We start from the raw sequence: 21443 nt of genomic DNA on the forward strand, positions 1-21443 counted from the left end.
TCAAGTTCCAGTGTCAAGCGCTGGGATGACACCCCTTCCTGCTGGAAGTTGCCTTTAAATTACTTGGTGCGTGACACTGGGATCTCATTTATATTACATAATTCCATCAAAACAATTCGATCTTCAAAAACAATTTAATCTTGCTTGAATAAAACATGGCCAAAATAGTCCATGTTTTCAAGTACTTTTCCGCTACCCAGGGCAACACAACAAAGTGGATCATCTGCAACACGAACTGGTAATTTTGTTGTTTCACTAATAACTTTACTCAAGTTGCGCAATAACCCACCTCCACCAGATAAAATTATTCCTCTATCAACTATATCAGAAGAAAGTTCGGGTGGAGTACTCTCCAGTGCAGTTCTAATAGCAGAAATTATCTGATGTACAGGCTCTATTAGGCTCTCTGCAACTTGATATTCTGATAAAAGCATTTCTTTTGGCATACCACTCACTAAATCCCTGCCTTTAATTATCATTCCCTCTTTGTTGTTTTCAACTGGCAGACTGGCTGAACCGACGTTTTTCTTAATTTTTTCAGCAGTTGTTTCGCCAATCAATAACTTATGATTTTCACGAATGTATGACTTTATTGCCTCATCCATAATATCACCACCTACTCTGGCAGAACGTGAATAAACAATTCCACCTAAAGAAATAATTGCAACTTCAGTTGTACCACCTCCTATGTCAACAATCATAGAACCTTCAGGTTCGGTAACTGGAAGTCCAGCCCCAATTGCTGCAGCCATTGGTTCTTCAATTAAGAATACTTCATTTGCACCAGCACTTTCTGCTGCATCTTGTATAGCACGCCTTTCAACTGGGGTAGATCCAGATGGAACACATATGATAATACTAGGCTTATTAACAGTGAATCTTGTGTTTGCGCTGCGTATGAAATATTTTAACATTTCTTCCGCGCTTTTAAAATCAGCAATAACTCCGTCTTTCAAGGGCCTTATCGCTTCTATTTCTCCAGGTGTTTTTCCGAGCATCATCTTAGCTTTTTTGCCAAAAGCATAAGGAACGTAACTTCCTTTTTCTTTTACTCTTGCTACAACTGAGGGTTCATCAAGCACTATCCCCTGACTTTTCTGATAAACTAAAGTATTTGCAGTACCAAGATCTATAGCAATATCGCTAGCAAATAAACCTTTGAAAGTAAAAAAATTTCTGATTAAATTCTGAACAAAACTCATACACAACTCAAGAAAACCATTTATTGAGACAAATTATACTTTTCAGATAAGTAACTAGTGTAGCACTCAATATCTAAATCCCTACCTGTTACCTTTTTTAGCTGTTCCAAAAAGCCATAATTTGCACTATATACATTTTTAGAGAACCAATCGATAAGTAAACTGAAATCTCCTTTTACTATAGAATCTAAAAATTCGTAATGATTTTTCTTAATGAAAGAAAAAAACTGCACAGCAGCGATTAACGCTATGACTTTAATAGGAAAGTAGCCTATAACACCACTTATCCAATACTCATCTTGAAAATAAGTGTCTAGCTCATTTTTAGCTTTTACTGAAATCTTGTAATGCTTCATACCTTCCAGCCATTTATCGTGTAGATCTTTAACTTCTAACGTACCATTTATTAGATCTTGTTCTAATTTAGTTCTTAGCATAATGTGAGCCAATAAACTAAATTCATCCGCATTCTTCAAAAAAGATGAAAGATTTACTTTATTGAAAATCAAATACAAATTTTCAACACTACTATTAATTTTGCCTTTTGTAGAAAGTTTCTCCTTTATGTGTGGTTGAATGAACTCAATAAATTCTCTCGATGTTCCAATGATCTTTTCCATGAATAACCCTTGAGTTTCATACATAATATGTTTTGTAATTGAGCTCTTTATAGAATTTTGCGCTAAACATTTTTGATGAATTGCATAACCAGTATGCCGTAAAAGTAAAAATAAACCATAACAAAGGTCAGATTCATCATAATCGATAGAATCGTAATAAGAAATGGAAATCTCATTTGGTGTAACACTCATTTGCTGTAAGAATAAGGAACCAAGTTCAATCTGTCTCTGAACCGTAACTTTTTGTATATTAGTAACCTTATCCTTCTTCTGCTTTTGAGTTACTTTCTCTACATTTTCACTAAAAAATTTACCTAGCTTAGGAAATATTTCCTTTATGTTCTTTTCTGTGATATTAGAGTCATAGTCAGCAAGCAATGACTCATAGTTTGAGCGCTTTAATTGCTGCGATTTTATAGAAGCTGCTTCACGAGTAAGCTTAATTAGGTTAGTAAAGCATTCTTTCAGCTTTTCTAAGTTACTAATTTCAGAATTAGTTAGCCTCCATAAGTTTTGGCATTCAATCTTAGCTTTGGACAAAGATTTTACTAAATCAACAGGAATAGCACTGCTGCTTTTGTGTATCCCCTCTATTAACTTTAGCTGCTGAATATTAGCACTCTTTTTATTCCTAAGAGCATTCGCTAATGATTCCTTTATTGCATCATGAGAGATAATTTCATGTCTGATTTCCTCTAGAAGACACATTTGTTCAACTTTGTCCTCTACATTCAATTGGCTTTTGCTTAGTAGTTTTAGTGTGTTTTCGATATTCCTTACCTTATGTAATACTTCCTCTAAAAACTTATAAGATCTCATTTTTATTCATTGCTTTGAAACATCTGCTTAATATCGTAATAGATTAATAATAAAGTTAAAAGTATATTTGCTTAAAGTACAATAAAAAATTGTATTTTTATTCTTTTATTGTACTTCATTGCTAAGAATTGAGCATCTTATCAGAAAATTAATTATAAGATTGTAAAGAAAACATTTAGTATTTTATTTCCCTTGACTCTATTCTAGTATAGAGGGATTATTAGTACTAAAATTAAAATTACGCACTATATTTTAAATTTATGGAGGTTTAGTGATGTGGAGTAGACTGATTATAATGTGTTGTTTTTGTTTACTGCTTACTGGTGTAAGTTCTTGCCCTAAAAAAGGAGTAAATACGACAAATAAAATGAATGCTGTTGTTAAGCAGATAGGTGATAAAAGAGTTTTCTTTGGTTATGATGAATCTAGTATCAGTGAAGTGAGTGCAGATGCATTACTTGACGTGATGGAAGTGTTACAAAATAATCCTGACGCAAAGGTCACTTTAACTGGTCATACTGACAATCGTGGTTCTCACGAGTATAATCTTGCACTAGGAGCTAGAAGAGCAGATGCAGCTAAAAAATTTATGGTCAGCTGTACACCTTATCTAGAAAATAGAATAAAAACTGCTTCTAAAGGTGAAACTGAGCCTTTGGTTAATGTAAAAGATGATTCTAGAAATTCTAAATATGAAAAAGAGCATGCTAAAAATCGTAGAGTGGAATTTTCATTTTCTGGAATAAAGAAGTAGTTTCTTGCATTAAAACCTGGATCCCAGTGTCAAGCACTGGGATGACAAAAGAGAGCAATTCCGCTGCTTGTTAGCGGGATCTATATATACCACAAATAAGTCGCTGTATGACGTAGAGACTATCTGGCCATCAAGAAACATAATGAAATTAGAGTTATTATTTCAAAATATAGCTAATAGCTTTGCTTTCCATAACCAAATCGCAGTTGCAGTATCAGGTGGTGTAGATAGTATAGTCTTACTGCACTTAATGACTAACTGGGCAAAAAAAAACAAGCTTTCACTTCCTATAGCATTAACAGTAAATCATGGGTTACGTTCAGAGTCTCAAAAAGAAGCTGATTTTGCTGTAAGCTATGCAAAAGAACTTGGGGCAAAGGAATCGTTCATATTAAATTGGGAGAAGCAAAATATTAAAGGTAACATTCAGTTACAGGCACGAAAAGCACGATATAAGTTACTAGCAGAGTGGTGTAAAAACAATAATGTTAAATGTTTGCTCGTTGCTCATCACAAAGATGATCAAGCAGAAACGTTCTTATTAAGATTGGAGCGAGGTAGTGGAGTAGATGGATTATCATCAATGGACTACAAGTATTTCTTAGATGGTATTTATGTATTTAGGCCGTTGTTAAATTTTAGTCGTAGTGAAATAGAAAAGTATGCTAAACTTCACCAATTAAGATGGATCGAAGATAGAAGCAATTATGACTTAAAATACAGACGAACTTTATACCGTAACTTACTTAAAGCAAGTGATAATCAAGATGTTCTAACAGAGCGAATATGCCTTACAGCACTTCATATGAAAAGAGCTGCAAAAGCGTTGATGCACTACACACGCCTTGCACTTAATGACTGCGTTAATATTCATGATCTTGGTTATATTGAAATTAAACTAGATGAACTTTATAAACTGCCAGAGGAAATAGCTTTAAGGCTTCTTCTTTATTCTATAATGGCAATTGTCAACAAGCACTATAAACCAAGGTACCGTAGCCTTATCGCAATATTTAACAGAATATTGCAACAAAATAGTGATGTTAATTGCACACTCTATGGATGCAAAATAAGAAAATATGGAGAAAGTATTTTGATAATGAGAGAATCGTCAAAGATACAGGAAATTACTGTACACTTACCATTAAATGGTTCTATTGAATGGGATAACAGGTTTAGCTGCACAATATTTGGAGATCAGGAGTGTTCAGTAACTATTGCTCCACTAAAGAAAACACAAAAAATCCCTGAATTTCTAAAAAATTATGATTATTTCTCTGAAGTTTACTATTCTTTGCCTACAGTACAAAAAGATGGAAAGATGCTTGCTTATCCATGTATAAAACATGATAGCAAGCATATTGGTGATGATGAGATTAAATATTTTATCACTAGCATAATAAAGGAAAATTTGCTAAAGTTAATTGATGTTTAATTAAGGATTACAATGAGTGGGGCAAGGTTTTTTAAATTTGTTTTATTATGTCTAACAATCGCTGCTTTTATTTATCTTATGTATGTTCTTTTTTTTAAAATTAAAGCTGCTGCGGCCACTATATCCTTCATGCCTATTATTATAACATCTGCTGTAGTGACATGTTCAGTAATATGCACTGCGTTTGTATTAGGTTTTGCTATTTATTTAATGAAACCATCTAAAGTAATAGAAGTTGAGCAAGGTGAGCAAAAAGTAACACTTGATGATGTCATCTTATCAGATGAAATAAAAGAAGAGCTACGCATGATTTGTAATGATATATCACAAGAGAAGAAGGTAATGTTTGAAAAAGTTGGTTTTAAGCCACCACAGGGTTACCTTTTATATGGTCCACCAGGAAATGGTAAAACACTTCTTGCTCGCGCTGTTGCAGGTGAAGCTAAGCTTCCGTTTTTTTCCATTTCCGGAGCTATTATTGCTGGTCGATTTGCTAATCAAGGTGTACACAATATACAAGAACTTTTTCAAACAGCAAGAAAAAAGGCTCCTTGTGTAATTTTTATAGATGAGATAGATTCTATCGGTTCAGAACGTATTGACTCTAGGAGCCAATCTAATAGAGCTATAAACGAGGACCATAACAAAACTTTAAACCAATTATTGATTGAAATGGATGGTTTTAATGTTAGCAAGGGTATAATAGTAATTGCTGCAACTAATCGTCGTGAAGTTTTAGATGAAGCGCTTCTTAGGCCTGGCCGTTTTTCTAAGCATATCTATATTTCCCTACCAGAATTGGGCTCACGAGAAAAGATATTAGATCTTTATATGAAGAATGTGCCAGTTGGATCAGATCTAAACCTTAAAGAAATTGCAGAAAAAACTGAAGGCTATTCAGGCGCTGAGTTATCTAATTTAGTAAATGAGGCCAAGCATAATGCCGTAAGGCGTACTCAAGAGCAAAAAATAGAAGAACCTGTTGTTAGCATGGGTGATTGTACAAAAGCACTTGAAGAGTTTAATAGTACACATAAAAAATTCAAGAATAGAAAAGCGAGCAATACAGGTAATAATGTAATAAGTGCATTACTACAACCTGCTGTAGAAAATTATATGCAGCAGCATCTTACCAGTACATAACACATATACTTATTGCAGTGAAAAACAATTTTTTAAATTTGTAATTATTTTTCTAAAGTTTACTACTCTTTTCCAACAGTGAAAAAAATGGAAAGGTGGTTGCTTATCCTGATGTAAATTATAACGAAAAAATACGGTGATGATAAGATTCGATTCATTATTAATAGCACGATAAAACAAAATTTGGTAAGCTTGATTAGTATTTAATTAGAAATGTAAATGAAAAAATTTTTAGAAGGCTTATTGATCTGGTTAGTGATTATTGTTCTTATTTCAGTTGCTTATATTCAATTTAGCGGAAGTATAGGTAAGAGTAAAACAACCATACCTTTTTCAGAATTTTTAACTAGACTAGAAGATAATGATATAGAAAATATTACAATAAGAAACCAAAGCATCGAAGGGAAGTTTAGGGATGGGTCAGCCTTTAACTCAAGTGGTGTTATATATAGTGACTTAATAAAAAGTTTGCATGATAGGAAAGTGAAGTTCTCCTTTTCAATTGGAGACTCTGCAATGGGTATAATTGGTGGATTACTTATTCAATGGGTTCCGACGCTTATCTTTATCGGTTTATTACTTTTCCTTTTTAAACAAACGCAAGCAGGAGGTAATAGAACTATAAGCTTTGGCAAATCAAAAGCTAGGCTTATGACTACTGGAAAAAAAGTGACATTTGATGATGTTGCTGGGATTGATGAAGCAAAAGAAGAGTTGGTTGAAATTGTTGATTTTCTTAAACAAAGGCAAAAATTTCAAGTGTTAGGTGGGAAGATACCAAAAGGATGTCTTTTAATTGGTTCCCCTGGAACTGGTAAAACTCTACTTGCTCGTGCAATTGCAGGTGAAGCTAATGTACCGTTTTTTAGTATTTCTGGATCTGATTTCGTTGAAATGTTTGTCGGTGTTGGTGCAAGCCGTGTCCGGGATATGTTTGATCAAGGCAAGAAAAATGCTCCTTGTATAATTTTCATAGACGAAATAGATGCAGTAGGTAGGCATCGCGGCATTGGTCTTGGTGGCGGTAACGACGAAAGGGAACAAACATTAAACCAGTTACTGGTTGAGATGGATGGTTTCGAGTCTAATGAAGGTGTGATAATAGTTGCTGCAACTAACCGTCCAGACGTCCTAGATCCAGCACTACTTAGACCTGGTCGTTTTGACCGACAGATTACTATTTCTTTACCTGATATAAATGGGCGTGAGAGAATATTAAATACGCATATAAAGAAAATATCGATAGCACCAGATGTAAACGTAAAAACAGTTGCGAGGGGAACGCCAGGTTTTTCAGGGGCTGATCTAGCAAATTTAGTGAATGAGTCTGCGCTTATTGCTGCAAGAAGAAATAAGAAAATTGTTACCATGGATGATTTTGAGTATGCACGTGATAAAGTGATGATGGGCATGGAAAGAAGGTCCTTAGTCATTACAGAAGAAGAAAAAAAGCTTACTGCTTACCATGAAGCTGGTCATGCAGTAGTTGCAGTTAATATGCCTGCTTCTGATCCTATACACAAAGCAACAATTATTCCACGTGGTAGAGCACTCGGTTTAGTTATGAGACTACCAGAAACAGATAGAGTGTCCCTCACAAGAGAAAAGATGCTAGCAGATATAACTGTTGCAATGGGTGGACGTGTGGCAGAAGAGCTAATTTTTGGCTATGATAAAGTCACAAGCGGCGCATCTTCAGATATAAAACTAGCATCAGATTTATCACGTGCTATGGTGACAAAATGGGGAATGAGTGACAAAATAGGGCCAATATATCACAATCGTGAACAAATCACACATGATTCTGAGACAATTTCTGAAGATACGTTAAGACTTATAGATGAGGAAATAAAGAAAGTTGTATTTTCTTGCTATGAAAAAGCAAAAGACATTTTAACCAAGCGTAGGAAAGACTTGGAGCTCATTGCTGAAAATCTACTGGAGTTTGAAACTTTAACAGGAGATGAAATAAGAGACATATTAAGTGGAAAAAAAATTGTTAGAAATGAAAATGAAGGTAAAGAAGAGATAAGAAGATCCTCTCTCTAATAAGATCTGGCTTTATTTAACCGCTAAAACAAAAATTTTTAATTAATTAGCTTAAGTTATAAGATCATAGTTAAGCCGATGTATTTTATAAATGGACTTTTTTGAACATTCTTCCAATTTTTTTCTAAATAACTCTTTGCCTATTTAAATAAGTATGTTCAGTATTAGAGCTTTCCAGACCGCTACTAGGAGAAAGATTAGGTTCTTGACCTTTAAACATCTCTATTAGCTTTAATACAGGAGCAGTTCCTGCTACAATAGCTCCTATAACAGCAGTAGCACCCATGATGAGAAGAATCGGTTCTGCAGTGGTGATTACACAAAGCTCAATACATAAACCAGCAATGACCATACCAACCATTATACCAATGAAAGCACCTACAATTATGGATGAAACTACACCAATTAATTCTCCTATTTTTGAACTAAGTGGTACTTCTCTTTCACGTCTAATACGCCTAATATAGCGTGACCTCATTTGTCCTCTCATTATTACATTTTCATCCCTGTTTCCAAAGAGATTCAATGACGCTTCTCTTTCTCTAATAAAATTTGGCCGCATTTGTTGTTCTCTTGCCCTTCTTCGCTCTCTCATTATTATGTTTTCCTCAAAGAGGTTTAGTGGTACTTCTCTCTCACCTCTAATTCTAACATGATTTAGCTGTGCTTGTTCTACTAATAACCTTATTGTACTTTTTATTTCATTTAGCGGTGCTCTTCCTCCAATATCCTTAATTGCCTTCTCAAATTTTAATAGCGACTTGTTATTTAGTCTGACATTATTCTGAGAATCACAAACAATAACCCAATCTAAAATTGGCTTTTTTTGACCACCATACTCTATATAATCATTAATGTGTTCCTTTAGTTTTTTAATTATCTCTACTGCTCTTGTTTCCATAGCTTCTATGGCGCTATCTTCACTTTCTATGAGTATATTGAAAACAATTCCTAATAACTCCTGTTGTAAATCCTTTCCTTCTTTAATATTCATAATTAGCCTCAACTTTTATATGCTATTTTGCCAAAATAATTTTACCAAATAAGTAATATATATACAATAATTCTCGTTTAAAAATTTTTTTACATTGGCTTATCTCAGTTATGTTTTAGGATGTAAAAGCTTCTTACTTTAATAATTTATTAAAGTAAACCATATATGGATTGCTATTTAGGAGCAGCTGTTGTACTTTAATCAGAAGGTACAGTAATGTAAGAAGGAGGTACTTTATGTCTTTAAAAAATGAAATTTCTGAATTGATAGAGCAACAGCTTGGCATTAAATATCATGACAATTGCTTAGCTTACACTATCCATAATTCGGCTGCAGGTGAAATATCCGATTCTATTGCTCTTTGCATAGTTGGCTGTGGCGATTGTGAGATTAAGTATCAAGGTATTGCTAATTCATTTAACATAACGAAAGAAGAAATTAACCAAAGTAATATAGAAAGCATAAAAAATAAGATAGAAAGTGAAGCTAGAAAAGAAGGTAGTGAATTTTCCGAGTTGATTTCTAGAATGGATCAATCGCTGAAAGAACAAAGTGAAAAGTCTATTATACAGATTTTAAATTCATCTGCTGAAGAGATGTTAAGGAGTTTTTGTGGTAGTTCTATACAGAGAACAGAGGATAAAGAAGTTAGTCTGTCCTCTGCTTCACATGAAGAGCCTGCTACAGAAGATTCGGAAACTACTATTAATTCTGATCTTTTATCAATTTAACCAGCTCCTCATATAAATTTTTTCTGTACCCAAGCTATATGTTTGTGAGAGGATAGTAAGCACTACATTTTTCTATTTCCATTATAACAGATTCGTCTATTTTCATGATGATCTTACTATTTGTACTCTGTCTAGGACTAAGCAATAGAAATAGTAGGATAACAGTAGTCAACCAAGATTCCAGCATCACGTACTAGGATGATATAAGTATCATAATTTACGATTAGATTGACATAGGGTAAAGAGTAAATTAAAAGTTAAATAGATCTTTTAATACAGAATAAATGCCTATAGAAATATTGATGCCTGCTCTTTCCCCAACAATGAGTAAAACTGGAGGAAAAATTGTAAAGTGGTGTAAAAAAGAACAAGATAAAGTTGAAATAGGTGATGTAATCGCTGAAATTGAGACTGATAAAGCCATAATGGAGTTTGAATCTGTCGATGAAGGAGTTTTGGCAAAAATTTTAGTGTCGGAAGGAACAAGTGGCGTGCCTGTAAATCAACTGATAGCTCTAATGTTAGAGGAAGGGGAAGATAAAAGCGCACTTGATTTAGCTTCTGCCATCAATACCAAGGTTGAGAAGGAGGTTGAAGCCGATTTTTCAGTATCATCCAACCCTTCGATTTCATCTAGCTCTTTAATGTCATCCCAGTGCGTGACACTGGGATCTAAAAAAGAGGATAGAGCAACAGAAAATAGAATAAAAGTAAGCCCCTTAGCTAAAAAAATAGCTCAAAATGAAGGTGTTGATATAAAGCGATTAAAAGGTACAGGTCCATATGGTCGTATCATCAAAGCTGATGTATTAGAATTTTTAGATCAAACTAAAAGCTATGAGAGATTTGAGGAAAATACAACAGTTGAAGTAAGTAATATGCGCCAAGTGATAGCGCAGCGCCTAGTTGAATCTAAGCAAAATATTCCACACTTTTATTTAACTGTAGACTGCCACGTTGATAAGCTAATATCGCTCAAAAATGAGGTTAATTCAGCAAATGAGAACAATAAAGTAACAATTAATGACTTAATTATAAAAGCTGTGGCTTTCAGCATGAAAAAATTTCCTGATATAAACTCATCGTGGATAGATACTAAAATAGTAAGATACTCAAATATAGATATCTCAATTGCTGTAGCGCTTGAGGATGGACTGATTACTCCTATAGTAAAAAATGCTGATGAAAAAAGTGTTTTATCTATATCAAAAGAAGTGAAAGATTTAGTAAATAGAGCAAGATCTGGAAAATTAAGGCCTGAAGAATTTCAAGGAGGAGGGTTTACCATTTCTAATTTAGGCATGTTTGGTATAAAAACTTTCAGTGCTATAATCAATCCACCACAGTCTTGCATTATGGCTGTCGGCGCATCTAAAAAACAACCAGTTGTCATAAGTGAAAAAATAGAGATAGCAGAGGTAATGACAGTTACTCTCTCTGTTGACCACAGAGCAGTTGATGGAGCACTCGGAGCAAAATTTTTAAATGCCTTTAAGTACTATATAGAAAACCCTACGGTGATGCTTCTTGAGCCTTTATTATTATAATAAAATTAATACCTCTTAGTTTATACTTTTATTAGTTAATAGGTTTAGAGGTAAAATATGACTTATAAAAAGATAGAAAAACGTAGTATATCTTTTGATGCTACAAAATCAAAATTTTCAAACGATAGGTTTCAAATAGATTCCTCATCTAATGAGTCAATAGATACCATTGGTAAAAAATTTAAGTATGAAGTGAAACTTCCAGGTGTTATTCACACTACAACAAGAAAAAATAATGTTGGAAGCGGATTAAATGAGTTGGATCTAAGAAAGAAAAATGAAAACTCTTTCAAGACACCAATAAAGAATATTGAAGAATCAGATAGTAAGAGAAACCAAAGTCATTTGCTGTTTCAGGAGGACTCATTTCCAGAACTACCAGCATGTGCATATAAGCCAGCACTGCTGCCAAAACCATCAAAAGAAAAAATAAAGGAAGCTGTAGATAAAATGCGCAATAATAGAAAAGCTCATAATTCTGCAAGTGTTGAAAATGGTGTTAGTTCAGACAGGTTCAAAGTGCGCCCGTTCTTATGTAGTGATATAGATGGATATGTAGCTCCTGACAAACGTGACCGTAATCTAGAAAGGTGTAGGGTTACACATGATAGCAGTAAGCTTGAAGCACAAATGGAAAGAAAGCATGGGTTTCAATCAGATCCAAGTGTTAAGCATGTAAAGGCTGATACTGTAGTATGTTCTATTACTAAAGGTCATGACAAAAAAGGCGTTAAATCTGATGTCTCATATACACAAGAGCCTACATCAGAAATGTCTAAGGTTAATGTGAGAGAATTAGCAAATAGGTTCCGCGGCTAATCATTATTGGATTTTTCGAATAACAATTGCTTAAGATTTTATAAACTGTGCATATAGTACTCTATAAGAGAAAGAGAAGTGTGACAACTTCTCTCTTTCTTAACCACTTGCTGAAGAACGTTTATCTTCTGTGGCATCTGGTGATGGAGCAACTAATCTACTCAAAATCTCATCTTTTGGTCCCATAGCATAAATAACCCCATCTGACATGACGATCACTGTATTGACTACAGATAGTAGCTGTAGCTTATGAGTGATGATAACAGTGGTAGTATTTTGCTCTCTTGCAACATTGATTGCATTAATCAAGCGCGCCTCTCCATTACTGTCTAAGTTAGCATTCGGTTCATCAAGCACTAAAAGCTTAGTATTACCATAAAAAGCCCTTGCAAGTCCAAGAAGCTGTTTTTGGCCACCAGAGAGTATTACTCCTCCAGGTCCTCCTATTGTTGTATCATACCCATTTGGTAAGCTCAGTATTAATTCATGTATTCCTGCAATTTTTGCTGCTTTGATTATTTCTTCAGGATTTGGATCTGGTCTCATGCGGGCAATATTAGCTTTAACGCTCGTGTTAAATAACTCAATATCTTGAGGTAAGTAACCAACATAATTACCAAAGTTCTCTCGATTCCAAGTATATACATCAGCGCCATCTAGTCTGACTACACCTGATATGGGTTTCCAAACACCAACGGTTAGTTTTGCAATGGTCGACTTACCAGAAGCACTTGCACCAATAACACCAACAACATCCCCTGGTTCTATTACAAATGAGATTCCTTTTACTGTTGGCTTATTGCTCCCATAAGGAGTAAAAAATACCCTATCAAATTCCAACTTCCCTTCAGGCTCTGGTAGAGCCATAGTTTGCTCTCTTTTTGGGGATGTTAGGATAAGTCTTTGCAGCCTGCCATATGACATCTTGGCTTGATTTAAAAATTTCCAAGTATGAACTGCTGCATCAAATGGAGCCAATACTCTACCCATCAAAATCGAGGCAGCAATAATGCTACCGGCAGTTTTGTGAGCTGTGATTGCGAGTAATGCACCTGTTCCAATTACTGAAATTTGGAGAGTCGAGCGTAAAAACTTAGTAATCCCAGTAATCACATTAGAACGATTCTGCGCTGTAACTTGCATTGCACGATTTTGATCATTCCGTTTACACCAATCAGAAACTATAAATTCTGACATACCCATAGCTTCAACCACCTCTGCATTTCGTGTTGCAACATCTATAGCATTAATATTACGTATAGTTTCTTCATTGGTTTCTCTCAATATACGCTTAGTAGCAAGTTCATTCCATACTGCCATTGAAACTAATATAATAATTCCGGCAATAGCTATAAACCCTGTAGAGGTATGTATCATAAAGATCACAACAAGGTAAATTAGCGACCATGGAGTATCGAACAGTGAAAATATACCATTTCCTGTAATGAAATTTTTTATTACTCCAAGATCTCGTATTGCTTCACCACTTGAAGTTGAGCTTTGTACTGATGTTAACCTGATTGACCTTACTATTAGATCTGGTGTTGCAGTTTTATCAATCCAATCACCAATTTTAGCCATAGCTAAATATCGACAAGTTTCAAGCATTGCAGAACATGCAAACGCAGATAAAGTAATAATCGTCAGCATAACTAGTGTTGACACACTCTCGCTCGATATCACTCGATCAAGTACCTGAGAGGTATAAAGTGGCAAAAATAACATTAACGCATTAATCCCTGAGCTAAACCAGAAAATGAACCAAAACGCACTCTTGCACTTCTCTAGACAAGTATATAGTATACTTTGCTTTAATTCCTTTTTTATTGACGGAGTGATTTCCACAATCTTCCTTTTATTTAATTATATGTACCATATATAGTTTTTATTTCAAAAGTATTAACAGTTATTGCCTTACCATATCATTAATGTAATAAAATATTAATGATATGCGAATATAAACTTTTTCATGGAAATTTAGCAAGGCTATCTAATTTCTTCTCTACTATAACCTTATACGATAGCCTTGCCAATTGTTCTACGTTTTTCTTATCTACTACTCAATGACAGTTCTTACTATCACTCCTCTGAAAGTTGATGCTATCAGAGTCAGTGACTACAATCTGCATCTATTTTCCTCTTTCTATATGATCAGGAAGTATTACATATTCCAATGATCTAGCTGTAATTGCTCTTTTTCTCACACAAGATGGACTTGAATATACCCTTGGTCTATATCTTTCGAATTTAAAACAGTCAACAGTAATCCCCTCCTCAAAGTTAGAAAGTATTAGAGATGGAGATTTACTAACTTCCTTATCACTCACAGGATTATTTGCACTACCATAACTCACATGACGCGCTGCACTATGATTGTTACCACACTCTTCTCTTGAGGTTGAACTGCTTGGATTAAAAGGAGTCGAAAATATTGAATACCCATTGGTATCACCAAATCGTTTTATCAACCCACAGTTTTCTTCATTCATTTTTGTAATATTCTCGTGATTAGCACCTTCTGATAAGCTTGATGAAGCGATAAGATCTTCTTTTTTCTTACTAAAGATATTGCCTATTTTTAGCTTAGTTGCAACATTCTTGAATTTGTTTTTCGGAGCTTTTGGTTTAATTTCTGAATTCTCATTTATAGTAATTACACATGATGGATTATCTAACTTGTCCATTGTATTTTGTACTCTACTGTTGCGTCTTGAACACAGACTAAGTTTTGCTGTTAAATCATTCAAAACAGGTGAACTTTTTTTACCTTCTAAAGACTTATTCGAACATAGTAGTGCACTACCACCCCTACTCATTTTCTGAGGAGAAATATTGAGTTTGTCTTTACTCTCTAATCTAGTTTCATGCGTAAACTTGTAAAGTTCATTTTCCAATCGTGAAATATCTTCTGCATTCTTTATTAATAGTTCCAATATTGAGTTGTATTCCTCCAAATCATGATCCCCTACTTTTGTCTTAGCTAACTTTCCTGTAGCCTCTTCAATTCTGTTCATTTTTTCAGTATAGTTTTCTATCTTACGTTTAACAGGTTCTTTTTGAAGGCCAATCACTAAGTTGTATAAGATAAGTAAAAATGATATCGAAGAAAATGCAATGGAAATCCAGGTAGGAATTTCTTCCTTTTCAGATTCTGCATTATTATACTTAATGCAAACAGAAATAATCACACTTGATATTGACATGGCCAGATTATAGTAGTCTAGAAGCTTTTTGCTTCTTTCTTGATCTTCCATGTTAAGTTTATCATATTTCCTTTTTTTGTTTTCCCTTATTTCATAAAAGAAATCTAAAAATAACCTCAAGATATTTGTGTCACCATGTTTAAAAGCATAATCTAAAGCTGTTTTTTTTGCATTATCCTTTATATCAAAATTTATCTTTTCATTTAAAGTTTTCTCTCCGGTGCTGATTGTTAGGTAGAATAAGGCTTTAATAGCTTTTTCCCTTAAGTGCTCATTTTGTTTACGCTTTTCTAAAACTAACTTTTTCAAAAATTGACCTTGCTTAAAATCCTCATTTATAGTTTTTTCAAAATCATTATCACTCATTACAAGATAGTGTAATGCTGTTCTTCCAGATTTAGATACAACATTTAACATTTTCTTATTATAGGGGTAATGATTATCTTTCATAAAATATTCTATTAACTCAGCATTAAGGCTCATGGCAGCTAAATGTAGAGGTATAAGCCCTTGACTGTTTGTGTTAAAAAGTGGTACTGTGTTCCTAATAGTTGACTTAGCAATACTTTCAATAACATACTGAGAGAATTCTATGTCGTTGGCAAGAGCAGCCATGTGTAACGGTGTATTGTCATTTTCATCATATAACACTTTGATGCTAGCAGCCACCTTTTTACCTACAAGTTCTTTTGACACAAATTCAAGACATTCCTTATTGCCGCTCAAAATAGCTGCAAATAACAACTTTTTTTGTGTATTTTGTTCTAAAAAAATACCCTTTGGGCTTTTTTTTACCAAATACTTAACGCATTCTACTCTTCCACTGAGGATAGATAAGTGTAGTAAAGTTTGTCCATCCTTATTTTTCTTACTTAATATTTCTCCCACTCTCTCTTTTTTAAAAAGGTGCTCAAGGCATGATTTATTACCAACACGTGCTGCCATATGAAAGACGGTGTCACCGTTGCTATTCTCACGCAAAACCTCTTGATAAACGTCAAATTTCTTCTCTTCCAACTTTTTTTCTATCATGCTTAAAAACGATAAATCAAGTTGGGCAGCAAAATGTAAAGGGGTGTTTCCTTCATTATTACTCTTATTTACTTGCATGCTTCTGTCTATTAATAGACTCACACATTTTTTTCTTAGTTCTGTTTCTGTATTACTCGATAGAGCTAAGTGTAGGGCCATATTTCCTTTGTGTGTTTCTGTGCTTAAATCGTAATCAGGAAATTTCTTGAGTAAAGATGTTAGACAATCATACTTCCCGTACATTGCAGCTAAATGTACAAGATCTCTTCCATAATCACCTTTGGATTGAAGTATGCTATTTCCTATATTTTCATAAAATAGGTCTATACAATATGAATTACCATTTATAATAGCAATATGTAAGGGGGTGTTACCTTGTTTATTCTGAACAATTTTTGCACCTGATTGAGTAAACAATTTCATTAGCTGGTTATTTCCATGTTTTGCAGCTATATGCAATGGGGTGTTACCATCTACATTTTCTTGATTAATTTCACTTTTTCGTCTACCTAAAAATTTTAGATGCTCTATAAGAAAATTTATGGCATTTTCTTGAGTTTCTGAGTTACCTACAATCTTATGAAAAGGATTCTCATTATATTTATTTTTTAAAAATTGTACTTGATTATCAATGAAGAATTTTATGCACTCAGCATTTCCAGATTGCACAGCATAGTGTAATGCGTTATTTCCATATTTATCTGTTTTAATTTTCTCCCTATCAAAAATTCCTTTTGCTGTCAATATTTCTTTTAAATATTCTAGGAGGTTAGGACTTCCGCTTCTGGCAGCATAGTGTAACTCGGTTTTATTATTGGTAGTGCAACTAAAATCTGCTTCATTTTCTATGAGAATTTTCAAGCATTCTTTATTGCCAGATTTAGCCGCATAGTGTAGTGGTGTTTTACCATCTCTATCTTTATTCCTTACTGCTTCTTTAATGTCAAAATTAGAATTTTCTATGACAAAACATAAAATATCTTCTTTACCCGACTCAGCTAAATAATGTAGAAGTGTTTTATCATTACTATCTGCAAAATTCTCCAATTTTATAATCAATTCTCTGCCCATACTAAGAATTAGAGATACAGCTATTTCAACATGAATATCATAATTCCTATTTTTCTTTTGTTCTTTCCTAATTCTTTCAATAGCCACTGTTAATAGCGAAGAACCATCATTACTTATTATATTCCATCCATCTTGACGAAATTTTTCAGCTAATGAATCACTTATATTTTCTGCTAAAATCCTGCTTTTTATACAATCAAGATTATTAGTACATATATTATAGTTTTCTTCTTGAGTTACTTTATTAATATAATCATATATGATTATTAGGTCTTGCTTATTGACTTTATCTTCTGAATTGCCTTGTAATGAAGAGAGGTCTATCTCACTAATTGCTCTGGCCATAACAACGTTTCCCGCAACAAATAAACCTGAACTGAGTGTCTTTGCGCTTGTACTAGATTTAGCTTTGAAAACACTAATAACTGTGTCAAATTTATTTTTGAACATACTGTACCTCATAAATAATAATGCCGGTAAGGCTTTAGTAGATACCACTGTAATTTTTAAGCCTACAAAAATTCACCAGCGGCCGCATTATATAGTAGATAATTTTTTGTGCTAGTAATATTTTTCTAATTCCCACTTTGGCCTTGGTGCAAAGTCAAGAGAGTCTACATAGCTTCTCTGTAACCTTTCAATTCCTGTCCATCCAACCATCACTGCATTGTCTGTACATAAATTGCTTGGAGGAGAAAGCACGTTCAAGTCTATGTGCTTTTTTAATCTCTCTTTCAGGAAATTATTTGCTGCAACTCCACCAGTAATTACAAAATCATTGATTTTAATATTTAAAGATACAGCGATACCAATAGCATTTCTGACTCTATCGAGTAATATGTCGCTAATACACTCTTGAAACGAAGCACACATATCACACACATCCTGTTCACTCATTACAAATTCTCGTGCTAAGTTTTTTACCGCTGTTTTAATTCCAGAAAATGAAAGGTCACATCCAGAACGTTTTATCATTGCTCTTGGCAGCTTAAATCTCATACCATCACCTTTTTTAGCTAACTCTTCAATTAATGGACCTCCCGGATAGCTTAGACCCAGCGTTTTAGCGACTTTGTCAAATGCTTCTCCTAATGAGTCATCAAGCGTTTCTCCAAGTTTGATGTATTTACCTACATCCTGTGCAATTAAAAATTGGCAGTGACCACCTGATATCAGCAGGACTAAAAACGGAAATTCAACCTCATATAGTAGCCTAACAACTAACGCATGTGCTTCTAAGTGATTAACTGCAATAAACGGTTTTTGTGTTACGTGTGCAATTGCTTTAGCCATCATTGTACCAATTATTAATCCACCTATGAGTCCTGGTCCTGATGTTGCTGCAATTGCATCTAGATCACAAAAGTTAAGGTTAGATTTTTCCATAGCACTTTTTATTAAACCACTTAAATGCTTCATATGAGCACGTGATGCTATTTCAGGAATCACTCCACCGCACTTTTTGTGCTCTACCTGAGAAAGAATTTCGTTAGCAAGCACTTGCTTATCACTATTTACAATCGCAACTGCAGTTTCATCGCAACTTGTTTCAATCGCTAAAATGGTTTTCATATATATTTGAACTCTTTAAATTGCGAGAACTATAACTTGAAATGTTGAAGAAGTGAACTTTGTTCTGCTGAGCTAATTATCATCTTCAAATATAGAACCAATTTTTTTGCTTCCAGGAGAAAATTTATTAGTCCAACTGCTTTGTACTTTGTTTATATCTTTAAAAGCAGTTTTATCGCTATATTCCTTTACTTCTTTATCTATTCTCTCCATTATTTGTAGATCCAGGTAGCTCTTTTTCCATTGGTTAGTAGCAAGAAATACTCTGTTTAAATCTTGAGTGCGAATTAGATATTCTTTATCTTTAGGATAAACTTCCTGAGCCCAAGCAAACAGCTCAAAATAGCGTGCGAATAACTCAGACGCACGTGATTTTGGAGTTTGGTAAACTTGTATCTCCTTAAATATAATTTGACCAATAATTTTTTGTACCAGAATATTTGACTGCTTTAAGTTCTGCTCAATATCCTGATAAACTTTATAGAGAAATTCTTGCTCTAAGCTTAAGTTCAGTTCATTTTCAACCATATGTGAAAGTTCATGTACTATGATGTAAGGATTTGACCTTCTTAGCACAATAACATACTTATTTAAACCAGAAGAACGAATTGTCTTACACACTCCCTCTTCCATATCCACTAATCCTTCTTGATATATTTCAAACGAGAGTCTAGTTTGCTTTATTATTGACAAAGTGAGGTTTAATGTATTTCTAAACTTCTCAAATTGATAGAGATATTTGACATATTGTATTACGTTTTCACTATTTCCTACTTGAGTTGCTTGTTTTATTAAGTTCCTGATTAGCATGCTTCATTATTAAAGGAATTTTCTTTATGCTCAAGAATTATAAAGTGTTTTCAGGAAGTATAGCTAAAAAAGTTTAATTTACTTACATTCCGCTACTTATTATTAGCCAAGAGGTATCACGTCAGTATGACTTAGGAATGTACTAGATATAAAAGTGCAATATCAAATATATTTTACTAAAAATCAATCAACTTTTCACATGTTTGCTCTTCATAAAAGAAGCTCAATGTTATCGTAGTACCAAGTTTTGCTTCACTTTGAATGTTGAAAGTCCCACCCATTAACTCTACTAATTTCTTGCTTAGAGGTAATCCGATACCTGTGCCTTCGTTTCTATATCCCGAATCTGCTTGGCCAAAAACGGACATAACTTTATATATGTCCTGCTGCATTATCCCTATTCCATTATCATGAAACTCAATAGTTAATAAATTTTTTTCTATATTCTCTTTAATAATCATTCTTATTAAACCACCTTGAGGAGTGAACTTGATTGCATTTGATAACAAATTTATTATAACTTGCTTCATTCTTTTGGGATCGGCGATAACTAATAATTGTTTATCAGATATCTCTTTCTTTAAACTAATCCCTGTTTCTTTTAGTTTAGGTGATAACATTTTTAAGCACGAATCTATTATCTTATTCAGATTAAACTTCACTTTCTCTACTGTTAAACTACTTGATTCAGCTTTAGAAAAATCGAGCACATCATTAATCAAAGCAAGTAAATGTGTACCAGCATTATATATATCGTCTACGTATTCCTTGTATTTAGAGTGATCTACAGAACCTAAAGTTTCATTTTTGATCAACTTTGCAAATCCAATAATAGCATTAAGAGGTGTACGCAACTCATGTGTAACACTTGCAAAAAATTTTATCTTATTTGCATTTTCTTGCTCTAATGCCTCTTTAACCCTTTGTAATTCAATATTAGTTTTATGCTGCTTGGCTAGCATTTGGGTATTGGAAAAGTGCAAATAAAGCATTATTAGTATTAAGATAACCAGTAATAAGCCCATTAATATTGAAAATAGACTATATACCATAATATAAGAGTCATTATAGCTTTGAATGATCTTCAAAAAAAATGAAGGCTTAATGTCATCTTCATGAAATATAGGGAAAGTAGAAGTTAATGTATTTCCTGTAGCGTAAAATATTTCTTGATTGCTTAGCAATTTATCAATTTCATCATTTGTAAGCAACTGCTCATAGTCATGACCTTGAGTATTAAAATTACTGAAAATTACTCTGGCATTTTGATCATACAGTATTAAGCTAAAATTTCTTACTTTGCTTACTGATTGTAACAATTCAGCACGCAATTTTACCAACTGGTTTATGTAATCAAAACTGTTATATTTAATATGATGTTTTTCTATTAGTAAATAATGATATTTTTTTATTATACTATTTTCCAATAGATCTTTTAAGTTTGCATTTGAATTACGGTAAAAAGAAAGAAAATTATTCTTTAATGAATAACTGCGGTATATTGTGCCCAATAAAACCACAAAAATTAATAAGAATAGCGAGATAATTTTTGTATATCTATTTGTTTTTAGTGTAGTAAAAATTAATTTACTTAATTTATACATATTCTTCTCATTGTGAAATAACGTCTTTTATGGTATTA

Annotated in this window: 15 protein-coding genes and 1 pseudogene; 8 read left to right on the forward strand and 8 right to left on the reverse strand. The window is 33.5% G+C overall.

All coding sequences use genetic code 11. From position 1 onward, the window contains the following. Positions 1-134 precede the first annotated feature (134 nt). Positions 135-1202: a rod shape-determining protein gene (locus ABWU35_RS00210; protein WP_007302210.1), complete on the reverse strand. Its 1068-nt coding sequence runs from the start codon at positions 1200-1202 to the stop codon at positions 135-137. A 20-nt stretch (positions 1203-1222) separates the two neighbouring features. After that, positions 1223-2641: a carboxypeptidase gene (locus ABWU35_RS00215; RefSeq protein WP_007302209.1), complete on the reverse strand. Its 1419-nt coding sequence runs from the start codon at positions 2639-2641 to the stop codon at positions 1223-1225. A 274-nt stretch (positions 2642-2915) separates the two neighbouring features. Between ABWU35_RS00215 and ABWU35_RS00220 the strand changes: the two genes are divergently transcribed. The 5 genes and pseudogenes from ABWU35_RS00220 (at position 2916) to ftsH (ending at position 8022) form a co-directional block, all read left to right on the forward strand. After that, positions 2916-3395 carry an OmpA family protein gene (locus ABWU35_RS00220; protein WP_007302208.1) on the forward strand — a complete coding sequence of 160 codons (480 nt, stop codon included), beginning with the start codon at positions 2916-2918 and terminating at the stop codon, positions 3393-3395. A 142-nt stretch (positions 3396-3537) separates the two neighbouring features. Then, complete coding sequence (gene tilS, locus ABWU35_RS00225; RefSeq protein ID WP_264685537.1) at positions 3538-4830, forward strand: tRNA lysidine(34) synthetase TilS; 1293 nt, start codon at positions 3538-3540, stop codon at positions 4828-4830. A 129-nt stretch (positions 4831-4959) separates the two neighbouring features. Then, positions 4960-5973: an ATP-binding protein gene (locus ABWU35_RS00230; RefSeq protein ID WP_264685538.1), complete on the forward strand. Its 1014-nt coding sequence runs from the start codon at positions 4960-4962 to the stop codon at positions 5971-5973. A gap of 57 nt (positions 5974-6030) precedes the next feature. Continuing rightward, positions 6031-6180, forward strand: a pseudogene (locus ABWU35_RS00235) (tRNA(Ile)-lysidine synthetase); the annotation flags it as partial. Positions 6181-6192: 12 nt separating this feature from the next. After that, on the forward strand, positions 6193-8022 hold the full coding sequence (gene ftsH, locus ABWU35_RS00240) for an ATP-dependent zinc metalloprotease FtsH (RefSeq protein ID WP_264685539.1): 1830 nt from the start codon (positions 6193-6195) through the stop codon (positions 8020-8022). 124 nt (positions 8023-8146) lie between these two features. Here ftsH and ABWU35_RS00245 read toward each other — a convergent pair whose 3' ends face one another. Further along, positions 8147-9016 (reverse strand): hypothetical protein, encoded by an 870-nt coding sequence (locus ABWU35_RS00245; RefSeq protein WP_019236774.1) that lies wholly within the window; start codon positions 9014-9016, stop codon positions 8147-8149. A gap of 236 nt (positions 9017-9252) precedes the next feature. Between ABWU35_RS00245 and ABWU35_RS00250 the strand changes: the two genes are divergently transcribed. From ABWU35_RS00250 to ABWU35_RS00260, 3 genes are all read left to right on the forward strand, one after another. Then, complete coding sequence (locus ABWU35_RS00250; RefSeq protein WP_149168710.1) at positions 9253-9747, forward strand: hypothetical protein; 495 nt, start codon at positions 9253-9255, stop codon at positions 9745-9747. Between the two features lie 284 nt (positions 9748-10031). Then, positions 10032-11294 carry a pyruvate dehydrogenase complex dihydrolipoamide acetyltransferase gene (locus ABWU35_RS00255; RefSeq protein WP_007302203.1) on the forward strand — a complete coding sequence of 421 codons (1263 nt, stop codon included), beginning with the start codon at positions 10032-10034 and terminating at the stop codon, positions 11292-11294. Positions 11295-11351: 57 nt separating this feature from the next. Beyond that, a complete protein-coding gene (locus tag ABWU35_RS00260) occupies positions 11352-12113 on the forward strand; it encodes a hypothetical protein (RefSeq protein ID WP_007302202.1) in 762 nt (253 codons plus the stop codon). Positions 12114-12212: 99 nt separating this feature from the next. On the opposite strand, the gene ABWU35_RS00265 is transcribed toward ABWU35_RS00260, so the two are convergent. The 5 genes from ABWU35_RS00265 to ABWU35_RS00285 all read right to left on the reverse strand — a co-directional run bounded on the left by ABWU35_RS00265 (position 12213) and on the right by ABWU35_RS00285 (position 21405). Further along, complete coding sequence (locus ABWU35_RS00265; RefSeq protein ID WP_017532259.1) at positions 12213-13958, reverse strand: type I secretion system permease/ATPase; 1746 nt, start codon at positions 13956-13958, stop codon at positions 12213-12215. A gap of 284 nt (positions 13959-14242) precedes the next feature. Then, positions 14243-17869: an ankyrin repeat domain-containing protein gene (locus tag ABWU35_RS00270; RefSeq protein WP_264685540.1), complete on the reverse strand. Its 3627-nt coding sequence runs from the start codon at positions 17867-17869 to the stop codon at positions 14243-14245. Between the two features lie 111 nt (positions 17870-17980). Beyond that, the gene (tsaD, locus tag ABWU35_RS00275; RefSeq protein WP_007302199.1) at positions 17981-18991 is read right to left on the reverse strand and encodes a tRNA (adenosine(37)-N6)-threonylcarbamoyltransferase complex transferase subunit TsaD; all 1011 of its coding nucleotides are present in this window, start codon (positions 18989-18991) and stop codon (positions 17981-17983) included. Positions 18992-19063: 72 nt separating this feature from the next. Next, a complete protein-coding gene (locus tag ABWU35_RS00280; RefSeq protein WP_012481913.1) occupies positions 19064-19801 on the reverse strand; it encodes a hypothetical protein in 738 nt (245 codons plus the stop codon). 176 nt (positions 19802-19977) lie between these two features. Continuing rightward, positions 19978-21405: a sensor histidine kinase gene (locus tag ABWU35_RS00285; RefSeq protein ID WP_010403276.1), complete on the reverse strand. Its 1428-nt coding sequence runs from the start codon at positions 21403-21405 to the stop codon at positions 19978-19980. Positions 21406-21443: the final 38 nt, after the last annotated feature.

It is taken from the genome of Wolbachia endosymbiont (group B) of Xylocampa areola, assembly GCF_964028205.1.
Lineage (GTDB): Bacteria > Pseudomonadota > Alphaproteobacteria > Rickettsiales > Anaplasmataceae > Wolbachia.